Consider the following 25,402-nt stretch of genomic DNA (forward strand, 5'->3'; position numbering starts at 1 on the left):
TACCCAGGAACAGCCCCGGTCCAGGACCCTGACACCTGGACCGGGGCTTGTACGGTCAGGGCCCCTCAGCGCGCCGAGAAGCCGTACACCGTCTCCGAGCGGAACACCTCGCCCGGCCGCAGCACCGTGCTCGGGAAGTCCGGCCGGTTCGGGGAGTCGGGGAAGTGCTGGGTCTCCAGCGCGATGCCGTCGCCGGGGGCGAAGGGCTCGGTCAGATGGTCGGCGGTGTAGAGCTGGAGGCCGGGCTCGGTCGTCGACAGCGCCAGCACCCGCCCCGTCGACGGGTCGTACAGCTCGGCGACCGGGCGCGGGCTGTCCGTCACGCCCTTGTCCAGCACGAAGTTGTGGTCGTACCCGGCGCCGACCTTCCGCGCCTGGCGGAAGTCGAAGCGGGTGCCGGCGACCTCGTCCAGGGCGCCGGTGGGGATGAGGTCCGCGTCGACCGGGGTGAAGCGGGAGGCGGCCAGCCGCAGTTCATGGCCGCCCGCGTCGCCGCACCCGGCTCCGGCGAGGTTGAAGTAGCTGTGGTTGGTCAGGTTCACCACGGTCGGCGCGTCCGTCACCGCCTCGTACGCGATCCGCAGCGCACCGTCCGCGTCCAGCGTGTACGTCGCCGACACCTGCAGGGTCCCCGGGAAGCCCTCCTCGCCGTGCGGGCTGACCCGCGCGAGGCGCACACCGTGCTCGACCGGCGTCACCTCCCACACCCGCTTGTCGAAACCGCGCCCGCCGCCGTGCAGGGAACTGGGCGGGGTGTTGGGTTCGAGCGCGTACGTCAGACCGTCCAGCGGGAAACGGCCGCCCGCGATCCGGTTGGCGTACCGGCCGACGAGGGCGCCGAGATAGGGCCCCGGGTGGGTCAGATAACCGTCCAGATCGGCGAACCCCAGCACCACGTCCGCCGGATGCCCGTCCCGGTCCGGCACCTGGAGCGACTGCACGATCCCGCCGTACGACAGCACCCGTACCCGTACGCCCGCGCGCTCCAACGTCCAGCGGCGGACCTCGGTGCCGTCGGAAAGTGTGCCGAAGTGTTCGCTCATGGGCGGAACACTAGTTCGTGACCGTCCGGTAGGCGATCTCGGCCAGCCGCGCCTGACCGTCGACACTCGGATGGAACCAGTCCCACCGGCTGAGCTGCTGGACGCCGAACCGGAAGTCGTACACCGCGCCGTCGTCGAAGCGGCACCTGCGGTCCTTGTCGCAGACCTCCTCCAGCACCTCGTTGTACGCCTCGACGCGCTCCCGCACCGTCTCGCGCCGCTGGTTGGCCAGCGTCGTGAGCGAGTCGGGATCGCTCAGCATCGACGGGCAGATCCCCAGCTCCCACACCTGCTTGCCCGTCGGACTGGTACGGCCCAGCTCCCACAGCCGCATCAGGTTCGGCACGCTCGCGACATACACCTGGGTCTTCGGCAGGGCCTCGCGCAGCGTGCCCATCGCGTCCTCGAACTGCGCGCGGAAGTCGGCCACCGAGGTCATCGCGTCGGTCGTGTCGCGACAGGCGTCGTTCGCCCCCGCCATCACCGCCACCAACTCCGGCCTGCGGGTCGCCGCCTGGGCCATCTGCCCGGGAACGTCCGCCATCCGCGCCCCCGTCACCGCGTAGTTCCAGCTCCGCTGGGCCGCCTTCGCCTTCCCCAGCAGACGTACGGCCAGGCTGTTCACCTCGGGGCTGCTGCCGGTCGCCCAGGAGACCTCGGGGCAGTCCGACAGGACCGTACAGGCGTCGAAACCACGGGTGATGGAGTCGCCGACGGCCGCGACGGAGGCGGGGCTGCGGTCCCAGGTGGGGGTCGGCTTCGGCGACGGCCGCGCGCTCCGCGCATCGGTGCCGGACGGGGCCGGGGAGTTGCCGCCGACGGCGTCACAGCCGGCGACGCCGAGGACGGCGGCGGACACGGCGCCGAGGACAGCGCGCGTGACGTGCCGTCGTTTCCGCATGCCTGGTCCATCCCCTCGTTCGGCCCCGTCATGGTTCCCAACCAATAACAACGCACAAGGGTTCCCGGCCGACTCATGCAACGGCTCACACCCGTACAAGCGTCCTGCCGGGTGAATGGCGGACGTTTCACGGCAGCGGGACCGACCGTACGTCACACTCCTTGCGCCGCCGCACGGTAGCCTCGCCATCAACGTGGCTGCCCGGCCACGATCGTCCGCCAGTTCGCAAGATGTCCGCTCTGCCCGGAGGTACCGGTGACGACACGTGGAGTTCTGTACGTGCACTCCGCGCCGCGCGCGCTGTGCCCGCACGTCGAGTGGGCCGTCGCCGGGGTGCTCGGCACACGCGTCAACCTCGACTGGATCCGGCAGCCGGCCGCGCCCGGCACCTGGCGCTCGGAGTTCTCCTGGCAGGGCGAGGCGGGCACCGCCTCCAAGCTGGCCTCCGCTCTGCGCGGCTGGCACCTCCTGCGCTTCGAGGTCACGGCCGAGCCCTGCCCCACCGCCGAGGGCGAGCGCTACAGCTGCACCCCCGACCTGGGCATCTTCCACGCGGTGACCGGCATCCACGGCGACATCCTGATCCCCGAGGACCGGCTGAGGGCGGCCCTGGCCCGCTCCCAGCGCGGCGAGACGGACCTGGAGGCGGAGATCGCCAAGCTCCTGGGGAAGCCGTGGGACGACGAGTTGGAGCCGTTCAGGTACGCGGGTGAGGGAGCGCCGGTGCGCTGGCTGCACCAGGTCGTCTGAAGCCCGGACACGTGAAGGGGCCCCACCTTTCGAGGTGGGGCCCCTTCACGTGCGTACGGATGCCGCTCAGATCGTCCGGAACGCCAGCACCACGTTGTGCCCACCGAACCCGAACGAGTCGTTCAGGGCGGCGATACGGCCCTCGACAGGCAGCTTGCGCGCCTCACCGCGGACGACGTCGGCGGTGGCCTCGGCCTCCGGGTCCAGGTTCTCGATGTTGATCGTCGGCGGGGCCACCCGGTGGTACAGCGCGAGCACGGTCGCGACCGTCTCGACACCGCCGGCGCCACCGAGCAGATGCCCGGTCATGGACTTCGTCGCCGACACGGCCATGTGGTCGGCGTCGTCGCCGAACACCTTCCGCAGTGCCTTCAGCTCGGCGATGTCACCGGCCGGCGTCGACGTCGCGTGCGCGTTGACGTGCACGATCTCCGCCGGGTCCAGGTCGTTGCGCTCCAGCAGGTTCTGCAGGGCGTGCGAGATGCCGCGGCCCTCCGGCTCCGGCTGCACGATGTCGTGGGCGTCGGCGGAGATGCCCTGCCCGACCGCCTCGGCGTACACCCGCGCCCCGCGCGCCGCGGCGTGCTCGGCGGACTCCAGGACGACCACGCCCGCGCCCTCGCCGAGGACGAAGCCGTCGCGGGCGACGTCGTAGGGACGCGACGCGCCCTGCGGGTCGTCGTTGTTCTTGGACATCGCCATCATGTTGCCGAACGCGGCGATCGGCAGCGGATGGATCGCCGCCTCCGTGCCACCCGCGACGACGATGTCGGCGCGGCCGGTGCGGATCATCTCGATGGCGTAGCCGATGGCCTCGGCGCCCGACGCGCACGCGGAGACCGGCGTGTGCACGCCCGCACGGGCGCCCACCAGCAGGCCCACGTTGGCGGAGGGGCTGTTCGGCATCAGCATGGGGACGGTGTGCGGGGAGACGCGGCGGACGCCCTTCTCCTTGAGCACGTCGTACTGGTCGAGCAGCGTCGTCACACCACCGATGCCGGAGGCGATGACCGCACCGAGGCGGTCCGGGTCGACAGTGCCCGCCGCGGTAGCGGCTGATGTTCCAGTCTCGCCGGCCTTGGCCTCGAACCCGGCGTCCTTCCAGGCCTCCTGAGCGGCGATCAGCGCGAACTGCGCCGAGCGGTCCAGTCGGCGGGCCTGCGGCCGCGGGATGATCTCGGTCGGCTCCACGGCGACCGGCGCGGCGATCCGGACCGCCTGGTCGGCGGCCCAGTCCTGCTCCAGGGGCTTGACGCCGGAACGTCCGGCGACCAGGCCCTCCCAGGTAGAGGCTGCGTCGCCACCCAGCGGTGTGGTTGCGCCGATACCGGTGACGACCACGGTGCGATTGGTCGGGCTCACGGGAATTCTTTCTCCAACGGATACGAGGATTCAGCGGCGCCACCGCCGGGTGGCGGGGCAGTCAGCCCAGCGGCCTGATCGGTGATCAGCCCTGGTGCTTGAGGATGTAGTCGGTCGCGTCGCCCACGGTCTTGAGGTTCTTGACGTCCTCGTCGGGGATCTTGACGTCGAAGCGCTCTTCGGCGGCGACGACGACCTCGACCATGGACAGCGAGTCGACGTCCAGGTCGTCGGTGAAGGACTTGTCCAGCTGGACGTCCTCAACCGGGATGCCGGCGATCTCGTTCACGATGTCGGCGAGACCGGCGACGATCTCTTCCTGAGTGGCGGCCATTTGGCGCTCCTTCGTTGTTGATCCAGAGGGTTTGGCGGTGTGTCCCGTACCGGACCCGATGATGAGCCGGCACGGAGTGCCTAGGGGAGGGTAACGACCGTCGCGGCGTACACGAGACCCGCCCCGAAGCCGATGACGAGCGCGGTGTCGCCGCTCTTCGCCTCACCGGTCGCCAGGAGCCGCTCCATCGCGAGCGGGATCGAGGCGGCCGAGGTGTTGCCGGTGGTGCGCACATCACGGGCGACCGTGACGTGCTCCGGCAGCTTGAGAGTCTTCACCATCGAGTCGATGATCCGCTCGTTGGCCTGGTGCGGAATGAAGACGTCCAGTTCGTCCGGGGTGATCCCGGCCGCGTCCAGCGCCTGCTGGGCGACCTTCGCCATCTCGAACACGGCCCAGCGGAACACCGCCTGGCCCTCCTGCGTGATCGCAGGGAACTTGTCCGTGGAGCTGTCGTACTCGGTCCATGCCACGGTCTGCTTGATGGTCTCGGACTTGTCGCCCTCGGAGCCCCAGATGGTCGGGCCGATGGCCGGCTCCTTCGCCGGGCCCACGACGACCGCGCCCGCGCCGTCGCCGAACAGGAAGGCCGTGGCCCGGTCCTCCAGGTCGGTCAGGTCGCTCAGCCGCTCGACGCCGATGACCAGGACGTACTCGGCGGAGCCCTCGACGATCATGCCCTTGGCGAGGGTCAGACCGTAGCCGAAGCCCGCGCAGCCGGCCGAGATGTCGAAGGCGGCGGCCTTGTTCGTGCCGAGCTTGTCGGCGATCTCGGTGGCGACGGCCGGGGTCTGCTTGAAGTGCGAGACGGTCGAGACGATGACGCCGCCGATCTGCTCGGCGGAGATCCCGGCGTCGGCGATCGCCTTGCCGGACGCCTCGATGGACATCGCGGCGACGGTCTCCTCGTCGTTCGCCCAGTGCCGCGTCTCGATGCCGGAGCGCGAACGGATCCACTCGTCGGACGAGTCGATCTTCTCCAGGATCACCTCGTTGGGCACCACACGGGTCGGGCGGTAACCGCCCACACCGAGGATGCGCGCGTACGGGGCGCCCTTGCTGGGCTTCAGCTTCGCCATGCTCCGGGCTCCTTGTCAGGCGTGCTCTGCGATGAGCTCGCGAGCAGCGTCCAGGTCGTCGGGGGTCTTCAGCGCCAGGGTCTTCACACCCGGCAGCGCGCGCTTGGCCAGACCGGTCAGGGTGCCGCCCGGGCACGCCTCGATCAGGGCCGTGACACCGAGCTCCTTGAAGGTCTCCATGCACAGGTCCCAGCGGACCGGGTTGGCGACCTGCCCGACGAGGCGCTCCAGCACCTCGGCGCCGCCGGCGACCGCCTTGCCGTCCTTGTTGGAGACGTAGGTGACCTTCGGGTCGGCGGGGACGAGTTCCTTGGCGGCCTCGGCCAGCTTCTCGACGGCGGGGCCCATGTGGTGGGTGTGGAAGGCGCCGGCGACCTTCAGCGCGACGACCTTGCGCACGCCCTCGGGCTTGTCCTGCTCCAGTGCGGCGAGCTGCTCCATGGTGCCCGCGGCCACGATCTGGCCGGCGCCGTTGATGTTCGCCGGCGTCAGGCCCAGCTTCTCCAGGTGCGCGACCGAGGTCTCCGGGTCGCCGCCGAGCAGCGCCGACATGCCGGTCTCGGTGATCGCGGCGGCCTCGGCCATGGCCAGGCCCCGCCTGCGCACGAGGCTCAGCGCGGCGGTGTCGTCGAGGACACCCGCGTAGGCGGCGGCGGTGATCTCGCCGACGGAGTGGCCGGCGACGGCGCCGGGCGCCATGTCACCGAGTGCCGCGGCGGACAGGATCCCGGCCGCGACGAGCAGCGGCTGGGCCACGGCGGTGTCCCGGATGGCGTCCGCGTCGGCCTGCGTGCCGTAGTGGGCGAGGTCCAGTCCGATGGCGTCCGACCAGGCACCGAGGCGGTCGGCGGCACCGGGCAGTTCGAGCCAGGGGGTCAGGAAGCCGGGCGTCTGGGCGCCCTGGCCGGGAGCGACGAGTACGAGCACTCTCACACTCTCTCTTGGGGACGGCCGACGCCGCCCGTGGGGACAAGGACGAAGAACACGAGGGGGTTTTGTGGGCCCCCGACAAAAGCCTAGAGCTGGAGATCGCCGTCGACCAGACGCCCCAGGATCAGCGCGATCCGCAGGGTGAACGCGGAGCGTACATCGGACGGCGACCAGCCGGTGACGTCAGTCACACGTCGAAGCCGGTAGCGCACGGTGTTGGGATGCACGAACAGCATCCGCGCCGCGCCCTCCAGACTGCTCGCCTGCTCGAGATAGACGGAGAGCGTCTCCAGCAGAGCCGACCCGGCCTCCTCCAGCGGTCTGTAGATCTCCTCCACCAACTGCTCGCGCGCACTCGGATCCCCCGCGATGGCGCGCTCCGGCAGCAGATCGTCCGCGAGCACCGGCCGGGGCGCGTCCTGCCAGGCGGAACACGCCTTCAGCCCGGCGGCCGCGGCCTGCGCGGACCGGGTGGCGGCCAGCAGATCCGGTACGACCGGACCCGCGACGACCGGACCGGCGGCAAAGGGCCCGATCAGCGACTTGGCGACGGCGAGCGGGTTGTCGCTGCCGCCCGCGATCACGACCAGCCGGTCCCCGAGCACCCCGGTCAGCACCTGGAGCTTCGCGTGCCGGGCGGCCCGCCGGATGGCCTCGACGGTCAGCTCGCTGTCCCCGTCGGGCGCGGTGCCGAGCACGACACACACATGCTCGGGCGAGTTCCAACCCAGCGCCGCGGCACGGCTCACGGCCCCCTCGTCGGCCTCGCCGCTGAGCACGGCGTTGACCACCAGCGACTCCAGGCGGGCGTCCCAGGCACCGCGTGCCTCCGCGGCCTGGGCGTAGACCTGGGCGGTGGCGAAGGCGATCTCGCGGGCGTACACGAGCAGCGCCTCGCGCAGCACACCCTCGTCGCCCGGCGCCGCCACCTCGTCGATGGCCGACTCCATGACCTCGATGGTCGTGCGCACCATCTCCACGGTCTGCCGCAGCGTGATGGCGCGGGTCAGCTCGCGGGGCGCCGTACCGAAGACATCGGTGGAGATGGCCTGGGGTGCGTCGGGATGCCGGAACCACTCGGTGAAAGCGGCGATACCGGCCTGGGCGACGAGACCGATCCAGGAACGGTTCTCCGGGGGCATCGCCCGGTACCACGGCAGCGTCTCGTCCATCCGCGCGATGGCCTGCGCGGCGAGCGAACCGGAGGACTTCTCCAGTCGCTTCAGGGTCGCGGAGTGGGCATGGACGTCGTGCGCGGCGGCTGGGGACTTACGGGCTTCGGGTTCGGGCACGGGGACAAGACTGCCTTATCCGGACGTGAGCGCGTGCCGGAGGGTCGCGGGTGAGCCCTCCCAGGTGGGGCTACGGTGGTGCCCGTGATGGACGTACGGCGCGCCGCGGAGCGCTATCCGGGAGGAGAACCGGCCTCGGGCATCGAGTCCCGCCACGCCTTCTCCTTCGGCCCGCACTACGACCCCGACAACCTCCGCTTCGGCGCGATGATCGCCTGCAACGAGGAGCGGCTCGCGCCCGGCGCCGGCTTCGACGAGCACCCGCACAGCCACACCGAGATCGTGACGTGGGTGGTCGAGGGCGAGCTGACCCACCGCGACTCCACCGGCCACGAGACCCGGGTCGGCCCCGGGGACGTCCAGCGGCTGAGCTCGGCGGGCGGCGTACGGCACGTCGAGCGCAACGACGCCGGCACGCCGCTGACCTTCATCCAGACCTGGCTGGCCCCGCTGACCCCGGGCGGCGACCCGTCGTACGAGATCGTCCACGGCATCGCGGACTCCACGCCGTACGCCGTCCCGGAGGCGGGCGCGATGCTGCACGTACGGCGGCTGGGGGCGGGGGAGCGGACGGCGGTGCCGGACGGGGCGTATCTGTATGTGCATGTCGTGCGCGGTGCGGTGCGGCTGGACGGCGAGGAACTGGGCGCGGGAGACGCGGCGCGCATCACGGACGCCAAGGACGTCGAGGCGGTCGGGGTGAGCGCGGCGGAGCTGCTGATGTGGGAGATGGCCGGGCAGCTGTGAGACACGAGATGCCTGAGTGGTCACTGAGGCGTCCAATGGAGGCGTGGTACTGCGACGACTTGGTGAGTGGTGTGCCCGCCACTTCGTGATCGTGATCGTCGCCTGGATCGTGGCCCTGGGCGCACACGCCTGGTGGACGCCCCGGTGGCTGGACCGGACGCTGCCGCGCATCGACACCGAGGGCGCGGGCGAGGAACTCGGCGCGGGGCGGGCTACAGCTCGGCGAGCACCGCGTCCGTGAACGCCGGCCACACCTCGACGGCCCAGGGCCCGAAGGCGCGATCGGTCAGCGCCACGCAGGCCGCCCGCGCGTCCGGGTCGATCCACAGGAACGTACCCGACTGCCCGAAGTGCCCGAAGGTGCGCGGCGAGGACGAAGACCCCGTCCAGTGCGGCGACTTGGAGTCCCGGATCTCGAAGCCGAGCCCCCAGTCGTTCGGGTTCTGATGCCCGTACCCGGGCAGCACGCCCTTCGTTCCCGGGTACTGCACGGTCATCGCCTCGGCGACCGTGCGCGGGTCCAGCAGCCGCGGCGCCTGCACCTCCGCCGCGAACCGCAGCAGATCCTCGACGCTCGACACGCCGTCCTTGGCCGGGGAGCCCTCCAGCGCGGTGGACGTCATGCCCAGCGGCTCCAGCACCGCCTGCCGCAGATACTCCCCGAACGCGATGTCCGTCGCCTTGGCGACATGATCCCCGAGCTGCTCGAACCCGGCGTTGGAGTACAGCCGCCGCTCCCCGGGCGGGGCCGTCACCCGGTGCTCGTCGAAGGCCAGCCCCGAGGTGTGCGCGAGCAGATGCCGCACGGTCGCCCCCTGCGGCCCGGCCGGCTCGTCGAGCTCGACCGCGCCCTCCTCGTAGGCGACGAGGACGGCGTAGGCGGCCAGCGGCTTGGTGACCGAGGCCAGCGCGAACCGCTGCCCGACCGGGCCGTGCGTACCCAGGACCGTGCCGTCCGCCCGGACGACACCCGCGGCGGCGGTGGGGACCGGCCAGTTCTCGATCAGTGCGAGGCTCTGCAAGGACATGCCCGTGAGCCTATGCCGCTCACCGCCTCAGAATCATCGTGGGGTCCGGCTTGTGGACGAAGCCGAGGGAGGCGTGGAGCGGCCATGCACGCACGCGCGTACCCGCGACACCGGGCCCGGGGATCGGTGGCGACGCCGAAGACGTACCCGGCCGGCTCCCGCGGATTGCCCGCGTTCCCGGTCCGGTGGTCGACCGCCCCGACCACCAGCGGCACCCGCACGCCACGGCGATCGTCATGTCCCCCGGTTTTCTTACCGTTTCGGCTTGCTTGGAGCGCACTCCAAGGTCATAGCGTGGAGAGCATGACGGTGATGGAGAGCACGAGTACCAGGACCGACAGCTGTGCCGCCCCGCCACACCCGCACCGGCGGCCGGAAGGCCAGGACAGCTACACGATCAGCGAGGTCGTCGCCTTCACCGGCCTGACGGCCCACACCCTGCGCTGGTACGAGCGGATCGGCCTCATGCCGCACATCGGCCGCTCGCACACCGGTCAGCGCCGCTACAGCAACCGGGACCTGGACTGGCTCGACCTCGTGGGCAAGCTGCGGCTGACCGGGATGCCGGTCGCCGACATGGTCCGGTACGCCGAGCTGGTGCGCGAGGGCGACCACACCTTCGGCGAGCGCTTCGAGCTGCTGGAGGAGACCCGCCGCGACGTCCTCGCCCGGATCGCCGAGTTGCAGGACACGCTCGCCGTGCTCGACCGGAAGATCAGTTTCTACGCGGACGCCGGGCGTGTGTACGAGCAGAAAAGGTACGAGCAGATGAAGACGGAGAACGCCGGATGACGGACAGCAGCAGGATCGCGACCGCACGACTCGGCGCGAACGGCCCCGAGGTCGGCGTCCAGGGCCTCGGCTGCATGGGCATGAGCTTCGCGTACGGCCCCTCGGACGCGGACGAGTCCAGGGCGACCCTGGAACGGGCACTGGAACTGGGCGTCACGCTCTTCGACACGGCGGACGCGTACGGCGCGGGCGAGAACGAGAAGTTCCTCTCCCCGTTCTTCAACGCCCACCGCGACGAGGTCGTCATCGCCACCAAGTTCGCCCTGGCGATCCCGCCGGACGACCCGACGCGCCGGGTCATCCGCAACGACGCGCCATACATACGCCAGGCCGTCGAGGCGAGCCTGCGCCGCCTGGACGTCGATGTGATCGACCTCTACTACATGCACCGCCGGGATGTGAACGTCCCCATCGAGGAGACCGTCGGCACGATGGCCGACCTGGTCCGCGAGGGCAAGGTCAAGCAGCTCGGCCTGAGCGAGGTGACGGCGGACGAACTGCGCACCGCGCACACCGTGCACCCGATCGCGGCCGTGCAGTCCGAGTGGTCCCTGTTCAGCCGGGACATCGAGGCGAACGTGGTGCCGGCCGCCCGCGACCTGGGCGTGACCCTGGTCCCGTACTCGCCACTGGGCCGGGGCTTCCTCACGGGCTCCTTCGCCAAGGCCGAGGACCTGACCACCGACGACTTCCGCCGCCAGCAGCCCCGCTTCACCGGCGAGAACGCGGCGGCCAACGCCGCCCTCCTGGACCCCATCCGCACGGTCGCCGAGTCCCACGGCGCGACCCTCGGCCAGATCGCCCTGGCCTGGGTGCAGCAGCGGGCGTCGGTGCACGGCCTGCCGATCGTCCCGATCCCGGGCACGCGCAGGCCGGGCCGGGTGGCGGAGAACACGGCGGCGACCCGGATCGTGCTGAGCGAGGACGAACTGGCGCTGCTGGAGCCCATCGCGGGGAAGGTGTCCGGCGACCGCTACGCGGACATGTCCTTCGCATCCGCGGGCAGGGAGTAGCCGGGCGCGGAGTCCCTACAGCTACAGCTCCGCCAGCAACTCCGCCTTCTTGCTGGAGAACTCCTCGTCCGTCACGAGCCCGGCCTCGTGCAGCTCCCCCAGGTGACGAATCCGCTCAGCGATGTCGGCGGGATCCCGGCGTGGCGCGGCCACAGCCGGGACAGCCGCCGGCCCCGCGGAGCGAACCGCCGAGAGAACCGCCGCGGCGAACGGCAACGACTCGTGCACCGGCCCGTACCCGAGCCCGAAGACGACGGCCGCCGGATCCAGGTCCGCCTGCGTCGGCTGCGCGTCCGCGCCGTCCCGCCGCAGCAGCCGCAGATGCCCCTCGAACACCTCCGGCGACCGCCACTCGACGCCGCTCAGTTCGGCCACCGAGAAGCTCTGGTCCCCGGCCTTCCACTTCGTCGAGGACGCCCCCGTCCAGAACCACCGGAACCGCACGACGCTGCCGTCGAAGGACGCCTTCGCGTCGTACGCCTTGAACTGCATCGGCACATCCGGCGCCCCCACCAGGAACTCCTCGGCGGGCCCGGCCCCGGTGAGCCGGCCGCGCAGTTCGTCGGCGTAGTACTCGGCCAGCGTCTCGCGTTCGGCCGGCAGCACCAGCCGATACGGGTCGCCGCTCTCCTTGAGCTGCCCGGCCGCCGCCTCGAGGAGCGGATCCGCGCCGGGCCGCGGCTCGATGCGCAGCACGACCGTCCCGCGCTTACCCGGCGCCAGCGTCACCCCGGCGATCGCCTCCAGCGGCACACGGCGCTCGCCGAGCGCCTGGAAGAGCTTAGGTGTTCGAATCCCCCGTTCGTAACGGATGAGCACGGAGTCGGACTCGAACTCCCAGGCGGCATGAAATCCGGCCAGTACGTCACCCATGCGGCTCATCGTATGCGGCACGTGCTCCTCCGTCGCCACCCCGCGCACACCGCAATTCCTGCGCCTCTACGCGCGTCCGGCCGCCGCCGTGTCGGACAAACCCGCCCGACAGGCTCCGGCGTCGTCCGCGCAGCGCACCGCCTGGTATGCGCCAACTCCGATTTCGGCGAAATTCGCCACACTCTCCGTACCCGGCTCGAAATAGCCGCTGTGCCCCTTCGCGTCCCGCGCCGACAGCACGCGCGCCCCGAACACCGACGACACCGGGTCCTCGCCGTGCCCCAGCCCGCCGACCTCGAGATACGGCACGTCCTGCACCCAGTCGTCCGCGTCCCGCATCGCCCACACATGCGCGGACGTCCCGAGCTGCGAGGCCTTCGCGACCCGCATCCCGGGGCTGCCGGCCACCGCTATGTCGGCCACCCGGTCCGGCAGCCCGGACGCGGCCAGTCCGCACAGCACCGAGCCGTAGCTGTGGCAGAACAGCGAGACCGGTGAGCCGCCGGGCAGCCCCCGCAGCAGCGCGTTCAGCCGTACGGCACCGTCCGCGGCCCGCATCGCGGTCGCCGAGTCGATGCCGAGCCCGGCCGGTGCGGTGTAGTCGGCCCAGGCGATCACGGCCGTACGCGTCGACGGGCTGGCCGCGCGCTCGGCCGCGTACAGGGACTGGGCCATGCCGACCGGTGCCGAGTACTTGCGGTTGGTGCGCTGGAAGGTGAGCAGGTCGGTGTCGACGCCGGGGACGACGACCGAGATCCGCTCGGCCCTGGTCAGATCTCCGAACACCTCGGCCGCCCGCCCGGAGCCCTCCGGGTCGAACGCGAGGATGTGCCTCTCCGGCCGCATCATGTCCTCGAAGCGATGCATACGGCGGCCCGCCGCACGCTGCCCGTCGGGCGTGAGCCGGGTGTCGTGCATGCGTTTGCGCTCGACCTCGCGCGCCTCGTCGAGCGCGACGCGGTTGGCCCGGTAGCGCAACTCGACCGGGGCGCCGTTCATGTTGCCGACCGCGAGCGCATAGCGGTGCGCGAGGCTGCTGCGCTGCGCCTCGTCGAGTGAGGCGAAGAACCGGGCGAGTCTGGCGGGGGAGGAGTCCACGGCCGGCAGCCGGCGCCCGGCGATGCTGCCCTGCTCCCAGGCGCTGATCGAGGCCTGGAGCGGAGTGGCCCCGCGGTGGTGACGCAGGGCGGTCCAACCGGTGGTCGCCAGCATCACGAACACCACGGCCAGCGCCAGCAGAGCACGCCAGACGTTCAATTGCGGGGAGGTGTCGAAGGAAGTCACTGGGAGGACACACTAGGAGAACGAGAGGGTCTCGCGTTAACCAAGTGACAGGTATCACGTTTCGGTCACGCCGGTGTGAACACGCCGATGACCTCAGCGTGTTCGCCAGCTCTCGCTGAGTGTGGAGTCCACCTGTTCGAGATATGAGACGGTCAACGCCCGCATGGCGTCCAGGCTGAAGTCCCCGCCGCTGCTCCACTGACGCTCCGTCAGCCGCATCACCCCGCCGAACACGGCCACCGCCAGCCGCGGTCGGGGGTCGGTGTCCACGTCGACCCCCTCGCGCTCGGCGAGGATGTGCGCGATCGTCTCCTCGATCTCCACGGACTTGCGCAGATGCGCGGCGAGCAGCACGGGCGTCGACTCGACCACCTGGTACATGCGCAGATACAGCTCGACCGGCACGACGGATTCGATCACGTCGTTGAGCGTGTCCCAGCCCTCCAGCACGGACTGCCGCAGGGCCTCCATCGGCGTCTCGTGCGGCGGGCGCCCGCGCACCGTCCGCACGAAGTGCGCCACCGTCATGTCCTCGACCGCGAGCGCGGCCTCCTCCTTGCCGGCGAAGTAGCGGAAGAAGGTGCGCTGCGAGACGTCGACCGCCGCGGCGATGTCGTCGACGGTGGTGCTCTCGTAACCCTGGGTGGTGAAGAGCTCCAGCGCGGTGCGCAGCAACGCTTCCCGGGTGCGCTGTTTCTTGCGTTCGCGCAGTGTTTCCATATGTGTCAGTTACCGACTTGTGAATTGGTTTGTCAATTGTCAGTGGCTGTCATTAGCCTCGAACGCATGACTAGTCAGACCACCATCGACAAGACGGGGTCGGGGGGCGGCGCGCCAGTAGTCCCGTCGGACGCGACACCGGGCAAGGGGCTGCGCGGCCACCCCTGGCTCACGCTCATCACCGTCGCAGTGGGGGTCATGATGGTGGCCCTCGACGGCACCATCGTGGCCATCGCCAACCCGGCCATCCAGAAGGACCTGAGCGCGAGCTTCGCCGAGGTCCAGTGGATCACCAACGGATACTTCCTCGCTCTCGCGGTGTCCCTGATCACCGCCGGCAAGCTCGGCGACCGCTTCGGGCACCGCCAGACGTTCCTGATCGGCGTGGTCGGCTTCGCCGCCGCCTCCGGTGCGATCGGCCTGTCCGACAGCATCGCGCTGGTCGTCACCTTCCGTGTCTTCCAGGGCCTGTTCGGCGCGCTGCTGATGCCGGCCGCGCTCGGCCTGCTGCGGGCGACGTTCCCGGCCGAGAAGCTCAACATGGCCATCGGCATCTGGGGCATGGTCATCGGCGCCTCGACCGCCGGCGGCCCGATCCTCGGCGGCGTCCTCGTCGAGCACGTCAACTGGCAGTCGGTGTTCTTCATCAACGTGCCGGTCGGCATCCTCGCCGTCGTGCTCGGTGTGCTGATCCTGCTCGACCACCGCGCGGAGAACGCGCCGCGCTCCTTCGACATCCTGGGCATAGCCCTGCTGTCGGCCGCGATGTTCTCCCTGGTCTGGGCCCTGATCAAGGCCCCGGAGTGGGGCTGGGGCGACGGCACGACGTGGCTGTTCATAGCCGCGTCGGTGGTGGGCTTCACGGTCTTCGCCCTGTGGGAGACGAAGGTGAAGGAGCCGCTGATCCCGCTGGCGCTGTTCCGCTCCGTCCCGCTGTCGGCGGGCGTGGTCCTGATGGTCCTGATGGCCATCGCCTTCATGGGCGGCCTGTTCTTCGTGACGTTCTACCTCCAGAACGTGCACGGCATGAGCCCGATCGACGCGGGCCTGCACCTGCTCCCGCTCACCGGGATGATGATCGTCGGCTCCCCGCTCGCGGGCGCGATGATCACCAAGGTGGGCCCGCGCATCCCGCTGGCCGGCGGCATGGCGTGCACCGCGATCGCCATGTACGGCATGTCCACACTGGAGACGGACACCGGCAGCGGCGTCATGTCGCTCTGGTTCGCCCTGCTGGGCCTCGGCCTCGCGCCGGTCATGGTCGGCGCCACGGAGGTCATCGTCGGCAACGCGCCGCTGGAGCTGTCCGGCGTGGCCGGCGGCCTCCAGCAGGCCGCGATGCAGATCGGCGGCAGCCTCGGTACGGCCGTCCTGGGCGCCGTCATGGCCTCCAAGGTCGACAGCGACCTCGCCGGGAACTGGACGGCGGCGGGTCTGCCGCCGCTCACGGCGGCCCAGGAGGCCCAGGCTTCCGAGGCGGTCCAGGTGGGCGTGGCCCCGGTGGCCCCGGGCACCCCGGAGGCCATCGCCGCGAAGATCACCGGCGTGGCGCACGACACCTTCATCTCCGGCATGAGCGCGGCGTCCCTGCTCGCCGCCGCCGTGGCGGTCGTGGCCGTCGGGATCGCGTTCCTCACCAAGCGGGGCGCGAACGCGGAGGCGGGCGCCGGCGCCGCGCATATCTGAGCGCCGGTCGGTTTCGCCGTAGGGGCGCGGGTGGTATTCGGGCTGCGGCTAGGTTGTGGCTGGTCGCGCAGTTCCCCGCGCCCCTGGGGCGTTGCAGCTCGCCAAGCTGCGGGCAGTCGTGCCGCCTGGGGCGGCGCCCGTCCCACAGAAGGCGGCACCCCGTCAGCGCCGGGCTGCGCGACCCACCCCCGCCCACCCCCCCACCCCGGGCAACCGGCTAACCCACCTTCTCGTCACCCACCCGTTCCCCGGACACCCCGGACAGCGAAGCGACCTGCGCCCGCAGTGCCCGTACCTCCTCCGTCAGCAGCCGGATCGCTTCCGTCTGCCGCCGCTCCTCCTCGTTCTCGCTCTCGAACCGCGCGATGAACCAGGCGGCGATATTCGCGGTGACCACACCCAGCAACGCGATGCCGGACAGCATCAGCCCGATCGCCAGCGCCCGCCCGAGCCCCGTGGTGGGCGCCATGTCGCCGTACCCCACGGTCGTCATCGTCGTGAACGCCCACCAGATCGCGTCCCCGAGGGTGTGGATGGAGGCCCCGGGCTTGCCGCGCTCCACTTCCAGCACAGCCAGCGCACCGAAGACCAGCAACCCCAGACAGGAACCCGCGACATACGTGGTGACCCGCACCTGGGACGCCATCCGCGCCCGCTGCCCCGCGAGGAACAGCATCGACACCAGCTTCAGCAGCCGCAGCGGCTGGACCAGCGGCAGCGCCACCGCGAGCAGCGCCAGCGGATTGCCGCGCACGAACCGCAGCCGGTCCTCGCTCAGCCACAGTCGGATCAGATAGTCGACGGCGAAGGCGCCCCACACCCCCCAGTTCACGAGGTGGCACGCGTTGAGAACGGCCTTCGGGCCGTCCGGATCCACGATCGGGAAGGCGTAGGCGATCGCGAAGAGAACGGCGAGCGCCAGCAGCGGGCCTTGGGTACGCCGCTCCCAACGGTCCAGAGCGGTCGGTTCGGTCATCGGGAGCGTCATGGGGAGCATCGTAGGAAACGACACCGGGGCGGCACCGCTGAGGTGCCGCCCCGCTCGACTCCCAAGGGCTACGCGTCGCCCCCGGCCGCCCCCGGATCCGCCGCCGACACATCGAGCAGCTGGTAACGGTCGATCGCCTGCTTCAGCGCCGACCGGTCCACCTTGCCCTCCTTGGCCAGCTCGGTCAGCACCGCCACCACGATCGACTGCGCGTCGATGTGGAAGAAGCGCCGGGCCGCGCCACGGGTGTCCGCGAAGCCGAAGCCGTCCGCACCCAGCGACTGGTACGTGCCCGGCACCCAGCGCGCGATCTGGTCCGGAACCGATCGCATCCAGTCGGAGACGGCCACGAACGGCCCCTCGGCGCCGTTGAGCTTCTGTGTGACATACGGCACCCGCTGCTCCTCCTCCGGGTGCAGCAGATTGTGCTCCTCGCACTCCACGGCCTCGCGCCGCAGCTCGTTCCACGAGGTCGCCGACCAGACGTCCGCCTTGACGTTCCAGTCCTCGGCGAGGATCTTCTGCGCCTCGACCGCCCAGGGGACGGCCACACCGGACGCCATGATCTGCGCCGGGATCGAACCCGAGGAGCCCTCGCTGAGCCGGTAGACGCCCTTGAGGATGCCCTCGACGTCGACGTTCTCCGGCTCGGCCGGGTGCTGGATCGGCTCGTTGTAGACGGTGAGGTAGTAGAAGACGTCCTCGCCGTGCGGGTGCTCCGCGTCGCCGCCGTACATCCGGCGCAGACCGTCCTGCACGATGTGCGCGATCTCGTACGAGTACGCCGGGTCGTAGGCGACACAGCCCGGGTTGGTCGAGGCGAGCAGCTGCGAGTGGCCGTCCGCGTGCTGCAGACCCTCACCGGTCAGCGTCGTACGTCCGGCGGTCGCGCCCAGTACGAAACCGCGCGCGAGCTGATCGGACATCTGCCAGAACTGGTCGCCGGTGCGCTGGAAACCGAACATCGAGTAGAAGACGTACACCGGGATCAGCGGCTCGCCATGGGTGGCGTACGCCGAGCCCGCCGCGATGAGGGAAGCCGTGCAGCCGGCCTCCGAGATGCCGTCGTGCAGCATCTGCCCCTGCGGGGACTCCTTGTAGGCGAGCAGCAGATCGCGGTCGACCGACTCGTACTGCTGGCCCAGCGGGTTGTAGATCTTCGCGCTCGGGAAGAAGGAGTCCATGCCGAACGTGCGGTACTCGTCCGGCGCGATCAGCACGAACCGCTTGCCGAGCTCCTTGTCCCGCATGAGGTCCTTGAGGAGCCGGACGAAGGCCATGGTCGTCGCGATGGACTGCTGGCCCGAGCCCTTCTTCACGGTCGCGTACGTCTTGTCGTCCGGCAGTGCCAGCGGCTTGGAGCGCACGATGCGCGTCGGGACGTAACCGCCGAGCCCCTTGCGGCGGTCGTGCATGTACTGGATCTCCTCGGAGTCCCGCCCCGGGTGGTAGTACGGCGGGAGCCCGCTCTCCAGGTCCTTGTCGGCGATCGGCAGGTGCAGCCGGTCGCGGAAGCGCTTGAGGTCGTCGACCGTCAGCTTCTTCATCTGGTGCGTGGCGTTGCGGCCCTCGAAGTTGGGGCCGAGCGTCCAGCCCTTGATCGTCTTGGCGAGGATCACCGTCGGCTGGCCCTTGTGCGCCTTGGCCGCGGAGAACGCCGCGAAGATCTTCCGGTGGTCGTGACCGCCGCGGCCCAGGTGCAGGATCTGGTCGTCGGTCATGCCCTCGACCATCGCGCGCAGCCGCTGGTCGTCGCCGAAGAAGTGGTCGCGGATGTAGCCGCCGGTCTCGGTGGCGTACGTCTGGTACTGGCCGTCCGGCGTGGTGTTCATCCGGTTGACCAGGATGCCGTCGCGGTCCTGCGCGAGCAGCGGGTCCCAGCTGCGGTCCCAGATCAGCTTGATGACGTTCCAGCCGGCGCCGCGGAAGATCGACTCCAGCTCCTGGATGACCTTGCCGTTGCCCCGCACCGGGCCGTCCAGGCGCTGCAGGTTGCAGTTGACCACGAAGGTGAGGTTGTCCAGGCCCTCGCGCGCGGCGATGGACAGCTGGCCGAGCGACTCCGGCTCGTCCATCTCGCCGTCGCCGAGGAACGCCCACACATGCGACTTGGAGGTGTCCGCGATGCCGCGCGCCTCCATGTAGCGGTTCATCCGCGCCTGGTAGATCGCGCCGATCGGGCCGAGGCCCATCGACACGGTCGGGAACTCCCAGAAGTCCGGCATCAGCCGCGGGTGCGGGTAGGACGACAGGCCGTACGGCGCCTTCGACTTCTCCTGGCGGAACCCGTCCAGGTTGTGCTCGCTGAGGCGGTCGAGGAGGAACGCGCGGGCGTAGATGCCCGGGGAGGCGTGGCCCTGGAAGAAGACCTGGTCGCCGCCGTCGCCCTCGTCCTTGCCCCGGAAGAAGTGGTTGAAGCCCACGTCGTAGAGCGAGGCGGAGGAGGCGAACGTGGCGATGTGCCCGCCGACGCCGATGCCGGGGCGCTGGGCCCGGGACACCATGACCGCGGCGTTCCACCGGGTCGCGTTCAGGATCTTGCGCTCGATCTCCTCGTTGCCCGGGAAGAACGGCTCGTCCTTGGTGGCGATCGTGTTGACGTAGTCCGTGCTGCGCATCTCGGGCACGGCCACGCGCTTCTCGCGGGCCCGCTCGATCAGCCGCAGCATCAGATAGCGGGCCCGCTCCCGGCCACGCTCGTCGACGGCGGCGTCGAGGGAGTCGAGCCACTCCTGGGTTTCCTCGGGATCGAAGTCAGGAACCTGACTCGGAAGGCCGCCAATGATGATCGGGTTGCGATCGGATCCGGAAGCCACGCTGTTCCTTACCTGTCAGAGGGCCGTGTTTCTGAGGGTCTGCACCGCTCCCCATCGTGTACCTCAGGGGGCCAAACGTCATCTCTACTGTGAGGTAACCGCTGGTCCGATCAACGGTGGAGTGCCTGCGGATGGTTCCCAAACGCACAAAGGGGGCAGATTGGTGTGGTGCGCGTCACCTTGAGACCATGAGGGTGTGCCTGGAGTTGCGGTGACACGTTCAGGATCGTCACCGTTTCGGCGGTCTGAACGGCCGGGTACTTGCGCGATCCGCCCCGCCCGTGTGGACTACGGCCAATGCTTCGCGCACGCGCGTGGCTGAGTTATTCCCAAGACATGATCAGGAGGCAACCCGTGAGCGCGACCGCGGACCACGCGGAGGAGCGGACGAACCCTGCCGCAAGGCTGGGGTTCCAGCCCGAGCAGGTGGTCCAGGAGATCGGCTACGACGACGACGTAGACCAGGAACTCCGCGAGGCCATTGAGGAAGTCGTAGGCAACGAGCTCGTGGACGAGGACTACGACGACGTAGCGGATGCCGTGGTGCTGTGGTTCCGCGACGAGGACGGCGACCTGACGGATGCGCTGGTGGACGCCACCACGTACATCGAAGAGGGCGGCTCGATCCTGCTCCTCACGCCGAAGACCGGCCGTGACGGCTATGTGGAGCCCAGCGACATCTCTGAAGCCGCGACCACGGCGGGTCTGTCGGCGTCGAAGAGTGTCAGCGTCGGCAAGGACTGGAGCGGCAGCCGTCTGGTGACGCCCAAGGCCGCCAAGTCCAAGAAGTAACCGGTGGCGATGCCGGGCCGGGCCGAGAAGGCCCGGCCCGGCCTCCTGCACGGGCCCGGGTGGTCGCTGCATAGGGTGGTTCCCACCCGAACAGCCCCACCGAAGGGACATCCACGCGATGGCGATCCAGGTCGGCGACAAGGCCCCCGACTTCGAGCTCAAGGACAACCACGGCGCCACCGTGAAGCTCTCCGACTTCCGCGGCTCCAAGAACGTCGTCCTGCTCTTCTACCCCTTCGCCTTCACCGGCGTGTGCACCGGCGAGCTGTGCGAGGTGCGCGACAACCTGCCGAGGTTCGCCGACCGCGACACGCAGGTCCTCGCCGTCTCCAACGACTCCATCCACACCCTGCGCGTCTTCGCCGAGCAGGAGGGCCTGGAGTACCCGCTGCTCAGCGACTTCTGGCCGCACGGCGAGGTCAGCCGCGCCTACGACGTCTTCGCCGAGGACAAGGGCTGCGCGGTGCGCGGCACCTTCGTCATCGACAAGGAGGGCGTCGTGCGCTGGACCGTCGTCAACGCCCTGCCCGACGCGCGTGACCTGAACGAGTACGTCGAGGCACTCGACACCCTCTGATCCCGTTGGTGGCCGACACCTGTGATTCTTCGCCACCAAGGCCTGCGAGTCACGGGAACCCGTCACTAGGATCGACTCGTTGATCCGATATCAAACGCACGGCGGGGCTCCCCGCCCCTGGACACCAATGGAGGACTCGTGGGAGTCAGCCTCAGCAAGGGCGGCAACGTATCACTGACCAAGGAGGCCCCCGGCCTCACCGCGGTCATCGTCGGTCTGGGGTGGGACGTCCGCACCACGACCGGCACCGACTTCGACCTCGACGCCAGCGCACTGCTGACGAACGCGGAGGGCAAGGTCGGCAGCGACGCGAACTTCGTCTTCTTCAACAACCTCAAGAGCCCCGACGGCTCGGTCGAGCACACCGGCGACAACCTCACCGGTGAGGGCGAAGGCGACGACGAGCAGATCAAGGTCAACCTCGCGGGCGTCCCGGCGGACGTCGAGAAGATCGTCTTCCCGGTCTCGATCTACGACGCCGAGAACCGTCAGCAGTCCTTCGGCCAGGTCCGCAACGCCTTCATCCGCGTCGTGAACCAGGCCGGCGGTGCCGAGATCGCGCGCTACGACCTCTCGGAGGACGCGTCCACCGAGACCGCGATGGTCTTCGGCGAGCTGTACCGGCACGGTGCGGAGTGGAAGTTCCGCGCCATCGGCCAGGGCTACGCGTCCGGCCTGCGCGGCATCGCGCAGGACTTCGGTGTGAACGTCTGAGTTCACCATCCGGGGCGTGAGAGTCCAGAACACCACTGGCTGAGTCCGGCGCCGCACCGTTTGGGTGCGGCGCCGGATGCGCAGGACAACCAAAGAGGCAACACCCGGGGAGGACCAGCATCATGGGCGTCACGCTCGCCAAGGGAGGAAACGTCTCCCTGTCCAAGGCCGCACCCAACCTCACTCAGGTGATGGTCGGGCTCGGCTGGGACGCGCGCTCCACCACCGGAGCCCCCTTCGACCTCGACGCCAGCGCACTGGTGTGCAACGCGGGTCGGGTACTGGGCGATGAGTGGTTCGTCTTCTACAACCAGCTCAAGAGCCCGGACGGCTCGGTGGAGCACACCGGCGACAACCTCACCGGCGAGGGCGACGGCGACGACGAGTCGGTCCTGATCGACCTGTCCAAGGTGCCGGACCGGTGCGACAAGATCGTCTTTCCGGTCTCCATCCATATGGCCGACGAACGGGGCCAGACCTTCGGCCAGGTCAGCAACGCCTTCATCCGCGTCGTGAACCAGGCCGACGGCCAGGAACTCGCCCGCTACGACCTGAGCGAGGACGCCTCCACCGAGACCGCCATGATCTTCGGCGAGGTCTACCGCTACCAGGGAGAGTGGAAGTTCCGGGCCGTGGGGCAGGGGTACGCGTCCGGTCTGCGCGGCATCGCCCTCGACTTCGGGGTCAACGTCTCATAACGCGATATGAGCAAAAGTCGGGGCCCCGTGGGGTGCGGAGGGGGGCCGACTAGACTTCGGCTTCAAAGACTTCGTAAAGCCGAGTGCGGCGCGCGGGAGCCCCGTACACACAGGATTGGGTAGCCAGTGGTTCTGAAAACCTTCGGCTGGTCGTTCGCGGTCACCGCGCTCGGCCTGGTTGCAGCGGTCCTCTTCGGGGGGTGGACCGCCTTCGGCATCGTGGCGATCCTCTCCGTCCTCGAGATCTCGCTGTCGTTCGACAACGCGGTGGTCAACGCCGGAATCCTGAAGAAGATGAATGCCTTCTGGCAGAAGATCTTCCTCACCATCGGCATCCTGATCGCCGTGTTCGGCATGCGACTGGTCTTCCCCGTCGTCATCGTCGCGATCAGCGCATCGCTCGGACCGATCGAGGCGGTCGACCTCGCGCTCAGCGACAAGGACCGCTACCAGGAACTCGTCACCGACGCCCACCCGGCGATCGCCGCGTTCGGTGGCATGTTCCTGCTGATGATCTTCCTGGACTTCATCTTCGAGGACCGGGACATCAAGTGGCTGGGCTGGCTGGAGCGCCCGCTGGCCAAGCTCGGCAAGGTCGACATGCTGTCGGTCTGCATCGCGCTGATCGTCCTGCTGATCTCGGCGCTGACCTTCGCGACCAACGCCCACCAGCACGGCGGCGCACACGTCGACAAGGCGGAGACGGTGCTGCTCTCCGGTATCGGCGGCCTGATCACATACATGATCGTGGGCGGTCTGTCCGGCTTCTTCGAGGACAGGCTCGAAGAGGAGGAGGAACGCGAGCACGAGGCGGAGGAAGCGGCCGAGCGCGCCGGCAAGCCCCGCTCCGCGATCGCCCTGGCCGGCAAGGCCGCCTTCTTCATGTTCCTCTACCTCGAGGTCCTGGACGCGTCCTTCTCCTTCGACGGTGTGATCGGCGCCTTCGCCATCACCAACGACATCGTCCTCATGGCGCTGGGCCTCGGCATCGGCGCGATGTACGTCCGTTCGCTGACCGTGTACCTGGTGCGTCAGGGCACCCTCGACGAGTACGTCTACCTGGAGCACGGCGCGCACTACGCGATCGGCGCCCTCGCCATGATCCTGCTGGTCACCATCCAGTACGAGATCCACGAGCTCATCACCGGCTCGATCGGCGTGATCCTGATCGGCTGGTCCTTCTGGTCCTCGGTGCGCCGCAACCGCGCGCTGGCGGCCGCCGAGGGAAAAGCGGCGGCCTCGGACGAGAAGACTGAGGTCTCGTCCGGGGTGTGACACCCCCGCGGGTGAGGAACGCTCTGTGCGGGGCGGCCGGGCTCCGGCCGCCCCGCCGGTCTTTCCGGGTGAACGCAGGTCTTCGTGGGACGTGGGGGCGGAATGGGCTTCTTGGACGGACTCTGGCGCGGCCGGGCGGCCGAGTTCGACTCGGGCAGCGCGTCGTCGAACTCGATCGAGCTGACGAAACGGCACGACCGGGTCTCGCTCACCAAGCAGGGCGCTGCCACCGGTCATCTGCGGATCAACCTGACCTGGCGGATGCGGACGTCCGACATCGGTGGCTCACAGCGGGAGAGCCTGCTGCGGCATCCGTTCAAGGCGCTCAAGCCGCCGGAGGTGCTCGGGCACAGCCAGAGCATGGTCAACGTCGACCTCGACCTCGGGGCCCTGTACGAGCTGACGGACGGGACGAAGGGCGTCGTACAGCCGCTGGGCGGGTTCCTCGGGGACGTCAACGCGCCGCCGTATGTGAAGCTCAGCGGGGACGACCGGTTCGGGTCGGCGTCCGGGGAGACGATCTACGTCAACCTCGACCACCGGGAGAACATCAAGCGGCTGCTGGTCTTCGTGTACATCTACGACCAGACGCCGGCGTTCGACCGCACGCACGCGATCGTCACGCTGTATCCGAGCAACGGCCCGCGGATCGAGATAGGCCTCGACGAGCGGCATCCGCAGGCTCGGTCGTGTGCGGTGGTGATGATCGAGAACGTGAAGGGCGAGGTCTGGGTCCGGCGTGAGGTGAAGTTCGTGTACGGGTTCCAGGCGGAGCTGGATCGGTTGTTCGGGTGGGGGTTGCAGTGGGGTCGGGGGTACAAATCCAAGGCTGAGCGTTGAGCCCCGCGCCCCTGAAGGGCGCTTCCGTCACCGTCCGATGAATTGTGGCCCCTGCGGCGGCAGGCGGAACTCCTGGGGCGGGGCTGCCGCTGTCACCGGCGGCGGGTAGCCGTAGCCCGACTGGGCCGCGGCCGGCTGGCTGGTGGGCTGGGGGTAGCCGTAGGCCGGCTGGGTCGCCGGGGGCTGCTGGGGGTAGCCGTAGGACGGCTGGGGCGGCACGGTGACCGTCGGCTGCTCGGGAGGCAGGGGCTGGGAGACCTCGGGGCTCTGCCTGGGCTCGTCCATGGTCTCCGACTCGTCCACCGAGATGCCGAAGTCCGTGGCCAGGCCCTTGAGGCCGTCCGAGTAGCCCTCGCCCAGGGCGCGGAACTTCCAGCCCTCGCCCCGGCGGTACAGCTCACCGCAGATCAGCGCCGTCTCCTGGCCCGTCTCCGGCTTGATGTCGAAGTACGCCAGCGGATCACCGTCCGTGGCCGTGGCGTCGTACAGCAGGATGCGCAGGTCCCGTACGCGGTCGAAGGTGACGCCGTCCGCCGAGGCGACCAGCAGAATCTGACCGACGGCGGACTCGACACCGGTGAGATCTGTCTGGATCGTGTCGGTGAGGCCGTCGGCGAGTCGCTTCTTGCCGAGCCTCCAGACCTGCCCGGAGGGGTGCCGGGGCTGGTTGTAGAAGACGAAGTCCTCGTCGGAGCGCACACGACCGTCGGGGCCGAGGAGCAGAGCCGAGGCGTCGACATCCGGGACCCCCTGCCCGGGCGTCCAGCGCAGCACGGCGCGTACCGTCGTGGCTTCGAGCGGGACGTTCGACCCCTTCAACATCGCGTGCGTCATGCCGTCATCCTGCCCTCTCCGTCCTGGTCACGAC

The 25,402-nt window shown here is 69.7% G+C and carries 26 protein-coding genes; 12 read left to right on the forward strand and 14 right to left on the reverse strand.

Annotated elements, in window-relative coordinates:
• Positions 1-65 precede the first annotated feature (65 nt).
• Entirely contained in the window at positions 66-1,043 is a 978-nt protein-coding gene (locus IM697_RS09605; RefSeq protein ID WP_194046555.1) for an aldose epimerase family protein, read from the reverse strand.
• 10 nt (positions 1,044-1,053) lie between these two features.
• On the reverse strand, positions 1,054-1,944 hold the full coding sequence (locus tag IM697_RS09610; protein ID WP_194046557.1) for an SGNH/GDSL hydrolase family protein: 891 nt from the start codon (positions 1,942-1,944) through the stop codon (positions 1,054-1,056).
• A 255-nt stretch (positions 1,945-2,199) separates the two neighbouring features.
• Between IM697_RS09610 and IM697_RS09615 the strand changes: the two genes are divergently transcribed.
• Positions 2,200-2,694, forward strand: coding sequence for a DUF3145 domain-containing protein (locus tag IM697_RS09615; protein WP_194046559.1), 495 nt, complete (start codon positions 2,200-2,202; stop codon positions 2,692-2,694).
• A gap of 66 nt (positions 2,695-2,760) precedes the next feature.
• On the opposite strand, the gene IM697_RS09620 is transcribed toward IM697_RS09615, so the two are convergent.
• The 5 genes from IM697_RS09620 to fasR form a co-directional block, all read right to left on the reverse strand.
• Complete coding sequence (locus tag IM697_RS09620) at positions 2,761-4,056, reverse strand: beta-ketoacyl-[acyl-carrier-protein] synthase family protein (RefSeq protein ID WP_194046561.1); 1,296 nt, start codon at positions 4,054-4,056, stop codon at positions 2,761-2,763.
• An 85-nt stretch (positions 4,057-4,141) separates the two neighbouring features.
• A complete protein-coding gene (locus IM697_RS09625; RefSeq protein WP_004001566.1) occupies positions 4,142-4,390 on the reverse strand; it encodes an acyl carrier protein in 249 nt (82 codons plus the stop codon).
• Positions 4,391-4,470: 80 nt separating this feature from the next.
• Positions 4,471-5,469 carry a ketoacyl-ACP synthase III gene (locus IM697_RS09630; protein ID WP_194046563.1) on the reverse strand — a complete coding sequence of 333 codons (999 nt, stop codon included), beginning with the start codon at positions 5,467-5,469 and terminating at the stop codon, positions 4,471-4,473.
• Positions 5,470-5,484: 15 nt separating this feature from the next.
• Positions 5,485-6,396, reverse strand: coding sequence for an ACP S-malonyltransferase (locus tag IM697_RS09635; protein ID WP_194046565.1), 912 nt, complete (start codon positions 6,394-6,396; stop codon positions 5,485-5,487).
• Between the two features lie 89 nt (positions 6,397-6,485).
• A complete protein-coding gene (gene fasR, locus IM697_RS09640; protein WP_194046567.1) occupies positions 6,486-7,691 on the reverse strand; it encodes a fatty acid biosynthesis transcriptional regulator FasR in 1,206 nt (401 codons plus the stop codon).
• An 87-nt stretch (positions 7,692-7,778) separates the two neighbouring features.
• Here fasR and IM697_RS09645 point away from each other — a divergent pair, with 87 nt between their 5' ends.
• Together IM697_RS09645 and IM697_RS09650 are read left to right on the forward strand one after the other, a co-directional pair.
• Complete coding sequence (locus tag IM697_RS09645; RefSeq protein ID WP_194049651.1) at positions 7,779-8,438, forward strand: pirin family protein; 660 nt, start codon at positions 7,779-7,781, stop codon at positions 8,436-8,438.
• A gap of 43 nt (positions 8,439-8,481) precedes the next feature.
• The gene (locus IM697_RS09650; protein WP_194046569.1) at positions 8,482-8,679 is read left to right on the forward strand and encodes a hypothetical protein; all 198 of its coding nucleotides are present in this window, start codon (positions 8,482-8,484) and stop codon (positions 8,677-8,679) included.
• On the opposite strand, the gene IM697_RS09655 is transcribed toward IM697_RS09650, so the two are convergent.
• Entirely contained in the window at positions 8,651-9,466 is an 816-nt protein-coding gene (locus IM697_RS09655; protein ID WP_194046571.1) for a serine hydrolase domain-containing protein, read from the reverse strand. The two genes, IM697_RS09650 and IM697_RS09655, sit on opposite strands and share 29 nt — an antisense overlap.
• Positions 9,467-9,769: 303 nt before the next feature.
• Between IM697_RS09655 and IM697_RS09660 the strand changes: the two genes are divergently transcribed.
• Entirely contained in the window at positions 9,770-10,258 is a 489-nt protein-coding gene (locus IM697_RS09660; RefSeq protein WP_194046573.1) for a MerR family transcriptional regulator, read from the forward strand.
• Positions 10,255-11,271, forward strand: a complete 1,017-nt coding sequence (locus IM697_RS09665; protein WP_194046575.1) for an aldo/keto reductase — start codon at positions 10,255-10,257, stop codon at positions 11,269-11,271. Before IM697_RS09660 ends, IM697_RS09665 begins: the two co-directional genes overlap by 4 nt.
• Positions 11,272-11,292: 21 nt before the next feature.
• Here IM697_RS09665 and IM697_RS09670 read toward each other — a convergent pair whose 3' ends face one another.
• From IM697_RS09670 to IM697_RS09680, 3 genes are all read right to left on the reverse strand, one after another.
• Positions 11,293-12,153: a DUF4429 domain-containing protein gene (locus IM697_RS09670; RefSeq protein WP_194049652.1), complete on the reverse strand. Its 861-nt coding sequence runs from the start codon at positions 12,151-12,153 to the stop codon at positions 11,293-11,295.
• 57 nt (positions 12,154-12,210) lie between these two features.
• Positions 12,211-13,428 (reverse strand): alpha/beta hydrolase, encoded by a 1,218-nt coding sequence (locus IM697_RS09675; protein WP_194046577.1) that lies wholly within the window; start codon positions 13,426-13,428, stop codon positions 12,211-12,213.
• 93 nt (positions 13,429-13,521) lie between these two features.
• Positions 13,522-14,148 carry a TetR family transcriptional regulator gene (locus IM697_RS09680; protein ID WP_194046579.1) on the reverse strand — a complete coding sequence of 209 codons (627 nt, stop codon included), beginning with the start codon at positions 14,146-14,148 and terminating at the stop codon, positions 13,522-13,524.
• Between the two features lie 66 nt (positions 14,149-14,214).
• Here IM697_RS09680 and IM697_RS09685 point away from each other — a divergent pair, with 66 nt between their 5' ends.
• The gene (locus IM697_RS09685; RefSeq protein WP_194046582.1) at positions 14,215-15,834 is read left to right on the forward strand and encodes an MFS transporter; all 1,620 of its coding nucleotides are present in this window, start codon (positions 14,215-14,217) and stop codon (positions 15,832-15,834) included.
• 217 nt (positions 15,835-16,051) lie between these two features.
• Here IM697_RS09685 and IM697_RS09690 read toward each other — a convergent pair whose 3' ends face one another.
• Both IM697_RS09690 and aceE read right to left on the reverse strand, forming a co-directional pair.
• Positions 16,052-16,810 carry a potassium channel family protein gene (locus IM697_RS09690; RefSeq protein ID WP_194049653.1) on the reverse strand — a complete coding sequence of 253 codons (759 nt, stop codon included), beginning with the start codon at positions 16,808-16,810 and terminating at the stop codon, positions 16,052-16,054.
• 80 nt (positions 16,811-16,890) lie between these two features.
• Positions 16,891-19,638, reverse strand: a complete 2,748-nt coding sequence (gene aceE, locus IM697_RS09695; RefSeq protein ID WP_194046584.1) for a pyruvate dehydrogenase (acetyl-transferring), homodimeric type — start codon at positions 19,636-19,638, stop codon at positions 16,891-16,893.
• 354 nt (positions 19,639-19,992) lie between these two features.
• On the opposite strand from aceE, the gene IM697_RS09700 reads away from it, so the two are divergent.
• The 6 genes from IM697_RS09700 to IM697_RS09725 all read left to right on the forward strand — a co-directional run bounded on the left by IM697_RS09700 (position 19,993) and on the right by IM697_RS09725 (position 24,534).
• Positions 19,993-20,430 carry a DUF3052 domain-containing protein gene (locus IM697_RS09700; protein ID WP_194046586.1) on the forward strand — a complete coding sequence of 146 codons (438 nt, stop codon included), beginning with the start codon at positions 19,993-19,995 and terminating at the stop codon, positions 20,428-20,430.
• A gap of 118 nt (positions 20,431-20,548) precedes the next feature.
• Positions 20,549-21,007, forward strand: coding sequence for a peroxiredoxin (locus IM697_RS09705; RefSeq protein WP_194046588.1), 459 nt, complete (start codon positions 20,549-20,551; stop codon positions 21,005-21,007).
• A gap of 138 nt (positions 21,008-21,145) precedes the next feature.
• Positions 21,146-21,721 carry a TerD family protein gene (locus IM697_RS09710; RefSeq protein ID WP_194046590.1) on the forward strand — a complete coding sequence of 192 codons (576 nt, stop codon included), beginning with the start codon at positions 21,146-21,148 and terminating at the stop codon, positions 21,719-21,721.
• A gap of 122 nt (positions 21,722-21,843) precedes the next feature.
• Positions 21,844-22,419: a TerD family protein gene (locus IM697_RS09715; RefSeq protein WP_194046592.1), complete on the forward strand. Its 576-nt coding sequence runs from the start codon at positions 21,844-21,846 to the stop codon at positions 22,417-22,419.
• Between the two features lie 126 nt (positions 22,420-22,545).
• On the forward strand, positions 22,546-23,694 hold the full coding sequence (locus tag IM697_RS09720) for a DUF475 domain-containing protein (protein ID WP_194046595.1): 1,149 nt from the start codon (positions 22,546-22,548) through the stop codon (positions 23,692-23,694).
• A gap of 102 nt (positions 23,695-23,796) precedes the next feature.
• Entirely contained in the window at positions 23,797-24,534 is a 738-nt protein-coding gene (locus IM697_RS09725) for a TerD family protein (RefSeq protein ID WP_194046597.1), read from the forward strand.
• 27 nt (positions 24,535-24,561) lie between these two features.
• Here IM697_RS09725 and IM697_RS09730 read toward each other — a convergent pair whose 3' ends face one another.
• Positions 24,562-25,368, reverse strand: coding sequence for a TerD family protein (locus tag IM697_RS09730; RefSeq protein ID WP_194046599.1), 807 nt, complete (start codon positions 25,366-25,368; stop codon positions 24,562-24,564).
• Positions 25,369-25,402 lie beyond the last annotated feature (34 nt).

The organism is Streptomyces ferrugineus (genome assembly GCF_015160855.1).
Lineage (GTDB): Bacteria > Actinomycetota > Actinomycetes > Streptomycetales > Streptomycetaceae > Streptomyces > Streptomyces ferrugineus.

Bases quoted from the DNA above. Each gene is read 5' to 3' on its own strand.
- IM697_RS09610 (WP_194046557.1), bottom strand. From the start codon at position 1,944: ATGCGGAAACGACGGCACGTCACGCGCGCTGTCCTCGGCGCCGTGTCC.
- IM697_RS09665 (WP_194046575.1), top strand. From the start codon at position 10,255: ATGACGGACAGCAGCAGGATCGCGACCGCACGACTCGGCGCGAACGGC.
- IM697_RS09630 (WP_194046563.1), bottom strand. From the start codon at position 5,469: ATGGCGAAGCTGAAGCCCAGCAAGGGCGCCCCGTACGCGCGCATCCTC.
- IM697_RS09660 (WP_194046573.1), top strand. From the start codon at position 9,770: ATGACGGTGATGGAGAGCACGAGTACCAGGACCGACAGCTGTGCCGCC.
- IM697_RS09705 (WP_194046588.1), top strand. From the start codon at position 20,549: ATGGCGATCCAGGTCGGCGACAAGGCCCCCGACTTCGAGCTCAAGGAC.
- IM697_RS09680 (WP_194046579.1), bottom strand. From the start codon at position 14,148: ATGGAAACACTGCGCGAACGCAAGAAACAGCGCACCCGGGAAGCGTTG.
- IM697_RS09690 (WP_194049653.1), bottom strand. From the start codon at position 16,810: ATGACCGAACCGACCGCTCTGGACCGTTGGGAGCGGCGTACCCAAGGC.
- IM697_RS09670 (WP_194049652.1), bottom strand. From the start codon at position 12,153: ATGAGCCGCATGGGTGACGTACTGGCCGGATTTCATGCCGCCTGGGAG.
- IM697_RS09645 (WP_194049651.1), top strand. From the start codon at position 7,779: ATGGACGTACGGCGCGCCGCGGAGCGCTATCCGGGAGGAGAACCGGCC.
- IM697_RS09730 (WP_194046599.1), bottom strand. From the start codon at position 25,368: ATGACGCACGCGATGTTGAAGGGGTCGAACGTCCCGCTCGAAGCCACG.
- IM697_RS09725 (WP_194046597.1), top strand. From the start codon at position 23,797: ATGGGCTTCTTGGACGGACTCTGGCGCGGCCGGGCGGCCGAGTTCGAC.
- IM697_RS09605 (WP_194046555.1), bottom strand. From the start codon at position 1,043: ATGAGCGAACACTTCGGCACACTTTCCGACGGCACCGAGGTCCGCCGC.
- IM697_RS09655 (WP_194046571.1), bottom strand. From the start codon at position 9,466: ATGTCCTTGCAGAGCCTCGCACTGATCGAGAACTGGCCGGTCCCCACC.
- IM697_RS09625 (WP_004001566.1), bottom strand. From the start codon at position 4,390: ATGGCCGCCACTCAGGAAGAGATCGTCGCCGGTCTCGCCGACATCGTG.
- IM697_RS09685 (WP_194046582.1), top strand. From the start codon at position 14,215: ATGACTAGTCAGACCACCATCGACAAGACGGGGTCGGGGGGCGGCGCG.
- IM697_RS09715 (WP_194046592.1), top strand. From the start codon at position 21,844: ATGGGCGTCACGCTCGCCAAGGGAGGAAACGTCTCCCTGTCCAAGGCC.